Origin of the sequence: Acinetobacter towneri (assembly GCF_001758345.1) — a bacterium.
Lineage (GTDB): Bacteria > Pseudomonadota > Gammaproteobacteria > Pseudomonadales > Moraxellaceae > Acinetobacter > Acinetobacter towneri_A.
Window position 1 is genome coordinate 1 of sequence record NZ_MKQS01000050.1, and the last position, 4,100, is coordinate 4,100.

Here is a 4,100-nt window from a genome sequence, read left to right on the forward strand (position 1 = left end):
AACAGTATCATCAATACTGACTATAAGTTTATTATTATCAATATGTTGAATTGATTCTTGATATAGGTCGTGAGGTGTGTAGTCTTCACGCTCTAGAAAGCGATTTACACTATCATGCGAGATATTATAAGTCTCGGCAAGTTGTGTGCAGCTAATAGAGTTCGGTTCTGTCATGAGAAAGCCCATATAAATGGGTAATGTACAAGTTGCTGTAGAAGCATGTTTAATTCGTCTGATCACAGATACTTTATAAAGTATTTTAATACTTTTTTGAATCCGTCAATGCGTAAGTCCTATAAAACTTAAACACTTTTATTTCAGGAGCACGCCCATATCGAGCTTTATGTTCTAATACTTGTGTATTTTTAGCCAAGCTCGCCCGTATGAGAAAGCAATATCATTTTAGACATGTTGAAGCCGACACCTATATCTGGGATATCAGCCATTTGCTTGAACTCACACTCAATTTTCCAATTCGACAGGTAGCTCTATCCAACATTCAGGAATTAGAAGAAGCCTATTGGTATCCCAATACCCACCCCACCACTCAAGACATCATTGCACATATGCAACTCATTCAAGCAGCGGACTTAGCCTATCCCATTATTTTATGCACTCAAGGACGAGTAATGGACGGTATGCATCGCGTGGCCAAAGCCAAAATGTTAGGCCAGACTTCAATTGCTGCGGTTCAATTTGAGATCGACCCAGCACCTGACTTTATCAATGTCCATGAAGATGATCTGATCTATGCTGATTAAATCATTCAGTCGGTTTTTTCATCTAATACGATTTCAATAGACGAGGCACTGATCACCGCTTGCACTTTGCTTGTGAACCTCCCACTCCATGCAACTCAAGGATGCAACATAAAAAATAGCCACACAAAAAATCTAACTATCTTTCGATAGTTAGATTTTGGGCCAAATAATGCGATGTGCCTATTTTACAGTTACAGTAATATTGCCTGTGTTGGCAGCACCAATTGCTGAAGTTTTAATACCAGTGATGGCATTTTTAAAGCCTTGGGTGTTGACAGAAGCATCAACAGAACCCGAGTTAAACGCTAGGTTGGCTGCAGCGTAATTACTGAGTGTACCAGCAAATTCTTGATAATATTCTGTATCAACTGCTGCACTCACAGCACCTTCTACGCCTGCTGACATATCAGGGAAGTGATGTCCACCATCCACTTCTTTCCAGCCACTTAAGTTTGCTGCAAAATCTTTACTCAATGAGCCCATGTTCACATTGCTCATACTGCCTTGTTCTAGGTCAATATTCCCTGTATTCACCGCACCAATTGCTGAAGTTTCAATAGCAATAGACTCACCGATGCCATCTAATGTATTGAAACCGCCCTGTGTATTCACCGTTGCATCAATATTACCAGTATTGATAGCAAGGTTCAGTGCACTGCCATTTTCAGCTTGTTGCGCTAAAAGTGCTAATGTTGATTGTAAGCCCGTGTTTACAGTTACATGATGCCCAGAACCCGCCATTGCGACTCCAGATACCATAGCCAAAGATGAAGTTAAAGCGATTGTTGTGATAATATTTTTCATAGTGATTTCCTTTTTCATTTTTGAAGTACCTCTCGCTAAGTACTTCTTTTCTTATAATGAGAGCGAGCCCATTCTTACATTTTCTTAATCACGGTTAGTCGTTGACCAATAGTTTTCAACCATGGCTGGATTAACATCCCAAAGTAATTGCTGCTCATCTTCTGGCTGAACTTCTGCCTCAGCAGCGGCTTTCTTCTTGCTAATATATTTAATGAGATCCTGCTTGGTCATCTCGGGTTCAGGGTCTGGATCTTTAATCAAATTCGACTCTTGTTGTTTAGGGGTACGTGTCTCTTTACTGGGTGTGTTGGTCGACTTATTTTGCTCATTGACACTGTCATTGTGGTTTTCGTCTGCTTTCGCTAACGAGACACTGCTGCTGGCAACCTCACGTTGCTGACTTTCTTTATACTTATGCAGCGCAACGGAACTTCGAGTTAAGTTTAGGCTTCCAAACTCAGGTGGAATGGCTGTACGACAGCTCTCAAACGTGTTGGGTGGAATCACCTGACTTAACAGTTCAAACGTGGCCAAATTCAGCATTTGTCGCAGTGCAAAGTTGGTGGCTTCTCGTTCGCCTTTTCCGATTTGAATATTAAGTAAGGTATGTCCTGCAAACCGTCCAGCATTGATGCCATAGTCTTGTGAAACAATTTGTTTTTGCAGCGATACATTGGCAACAACCCGACTACTCCGTGTATCTGTTAATGATAAATCCAGCCCCACCATAATTCGGGTCTGACTATAACTCGGTCCAACACCACCGACCTGCATGTCAAAACCACCGCCAGGGATAAAATCCAAACTGTTGATACTGCCCGTGACATAGTAGTCAGAGGCCTGAATATGTCGAGGGTCCCGAATCCCCCACTTCGCCTCACTTTCAATAATTCGAGGATCACGTCGATTCAGTAGACTCACGCCCGCTTGGAACAGGGCCGATTGCACCATGTCACCTGCACCTTGGGTGACCATCTTCCCACTACCCCCATTGGTCACAACATCCTTTCCTGTCTGGTCTAAAATTGCGCCAACTGAGAAATTCACATCATTACGCAATTGACTTTTTAAACAAGACAACGCCATATCGAAAGGGGTAAAAATATCTGTAATTGGGGGGCCCTGAACCAGTTCAACGGGCTTCTGATTGGAAGCGGCAAGGCCTGTACAACCTGTCACGATCAAGTTCAACGCAAACAGCGAACTTAGAGTGCATACATTTCTTTTCAAATGAGAACTCAGCATAGCGGCGCTCCCGGTTGTGTACTTGGATTTGGACAGGCTTGGTTATTGGTTTGATTGGTGGTTGAATTCACTTCGGCCTCATTGACCGCATCACTTGAAATATCAATACTGTTGTCTGAACCGTTGACATTGACATTACTGGTCGATGAGTTCACGGTCCCAATCGAACTGGTTGAGGTACTATAAATCGTAGTTTTTCCTAAACCTTCGTAATAATCCGATTCCATTAATTCGATTAAATTGGCTTGAACCAAATTTTCTGCGGAACGAGCATTTGACGTCTTCCAACGTGTACTCCATTCATCAGATGTTGCATAAGAATGACTAAACAAACATAAACAACATAATCCGATTCCAACTGTCGTTATTTTCATCACTTAGCCCACCTTTATTAATTCGTATTATTCTCATACTCTCGACTTAATAAACTTAACTTATATTTAATTTAAAACAATCAAACCATATAAAAAAAATAAATAAAACAGCAGATTTAAAATTAATCTAAAAAATAAAAATAAATAACCGATATCTTTTTGTTTTATCGCTATGTTACTGAAACTTGGTATATGATTTAAGATGTAAAATAATATTTCAAAAATATTTTAAATTAAAAAATACAACAACTTATAAAAATACCAAATTCAAGGGATTGTGGTAACAAAGAACATCTGAAAATAAAAAATAAAAGCTAAAAAATAATATGATTTAAAAAAATCAATAAAAACCCGAATTGCAATATCAAAGAAACAAACACTTACTATTTTTAAAATAAAACAAAGATCACAAGTAAAATAAAGCATTCAACCCCACAGAGAAAATAATACATTTGATTAAAAAATCAAAAAAATTATTATTAGCCTGCAGGTAGAATGATCTTTTGGTGAAAAATTAGTTGGAATAACATCTATAGGACTTACGCATTGACGGATTCAAAAAAGTATTAAAATACTTTATAAAGTATCTGTGATCAGACGAATTAAACATGCTTCTACAGAGATGGATCCGTAAATTTGAACAACTCCTATAAGTGATATTCTGCTCCTCAAATGATGTTATAAACATCAATATATGGAGTATTTTATGGCACGTAGACCAAGAAGAAATCATTCAAATGATTTTAAAGCTAAGGTAGCACTTGCTGCGATTAAAGCAGAAAAAACACTTGCTGAATTGAGTGCTGAGTTTGATGTTCATCAAAACCAAATTATTGACTGGAAAAATCAATTGATCTCAGCTTCCTCGCAAGCTTTCGATCAATCAAAAGCTCCAACAGAACCACCCATCGATCTA

The 4,100-nt window shown here is 38.8% G+C and carries 4 protein-coding genes and 2 pseudogenes; 2 read left to right on the top strand and 4 right to left on the bottom strand.

Features of this window, described 5'->3' with window-relative positions:
* A pseudogene (locus BJN41_RS13850) lies at positions 1-240 on the bottom strand (IS701 family transposase); the annotation flags it as partial.
* Between the two features lie 143 nt (positions 241-383).
* Between BJN41_RS13850 and BJN41_RS13855 the strand changes: the two are divergent.
* Entirely contained in the window at positions 384-761 is a 378-nt protein-coding gene (locus BJN41_RS13855) for a hypothetical protein (RefSeq protein WP_070155932.1), read from the top strand.
* Between the two features lie 180 nt (positions 762-941).
* Here BJN41_RS13855 and BJN41_RS13860 read toward each other — a convergent pair whose 3' ends face one another.
* From BJN41_RS13860 to BJN41_RS13870, 3 genes are all read right to left on the bottom strand, one after another.
* Positions 942-1,565 carry a hypothetical protein gene (locus BJN41_RS13860; RefSeq protein WP_070155934.1) on the bottom strand — a complete coding sequence of 208 codons (624 nt, stop codon included), beginning with the start codon at positions 1,563-1,565 and terminating at the stop codon, positions 942-944.
* An 84-nt stretch (positions 1,566-1,649) separates the two neighbouring features.
* Complete coding sequence (locus tag BJN41_RS13865) at positions 1,650-2,810, bottom strand: CsgG/HfaB family protein (RefSeq protein WP_070155936.1); 1,161 nt, start codon at positions 2,808-2,810, stop codon at positions 1,650-1,652.
* Positions 2,804-3,184, bottom strand: coding sequence for a hypothetical protein (locus BJN41_RS13870; protein ID WP_070155938.1), 381 nt, complete (start codon positions 3,182-3,184; stop codon positions 2,804-2,806). The genes BJN41_RS13865 and BJN41_RS13870 overlap by 7 nt, the downstream gene beginning before the upstream one ends.
* A gap of 694 nt (positions 3,185-3,878) precedes the next feature.
* Here BJN41_RS13870 and BJN41_RS13875 point away from each other — a divergent pair.
* A pseudogene (locus BJN41_RS13875) lies at positions 3,879-4,100 on the top strand (IS3 family transposase); the annotation flags it as partial.

What these genes read in the sequence shown, in the direction of transcription:
- BJN41_RS13865 (WP_070155936.1), bottom strand. Translation starts at nt 2,810, where the DNA reads ATGCTGAGTTCTCATTTGAAAAGAAATGTATGCACTCTAAGTTCGCTG.
- BJN41_RS13855 (WP_070155932.1), top strand. Translation starts at nt 384, where the DNA reads ATGAGAAAGCAATATCATTTTAGACATGTTGAAGCCGACACCTATATC.
- BJN41_RS13870 (WP_070155938.1), bottom strand. Translation starts at nt 3,184, where the DNA reads ATGAAAATAACGACAGTTGGAATCGGATTATGTTGTTTATGTTTGTTT.
- BJN41_RS13860 (WP_070155934.1), bottom strand. Translation starts at nt 1,565, where the DNA reads ATGAAAAATATTATCACAACAATCGCTTTAACTTCATCTTTGGCTATG.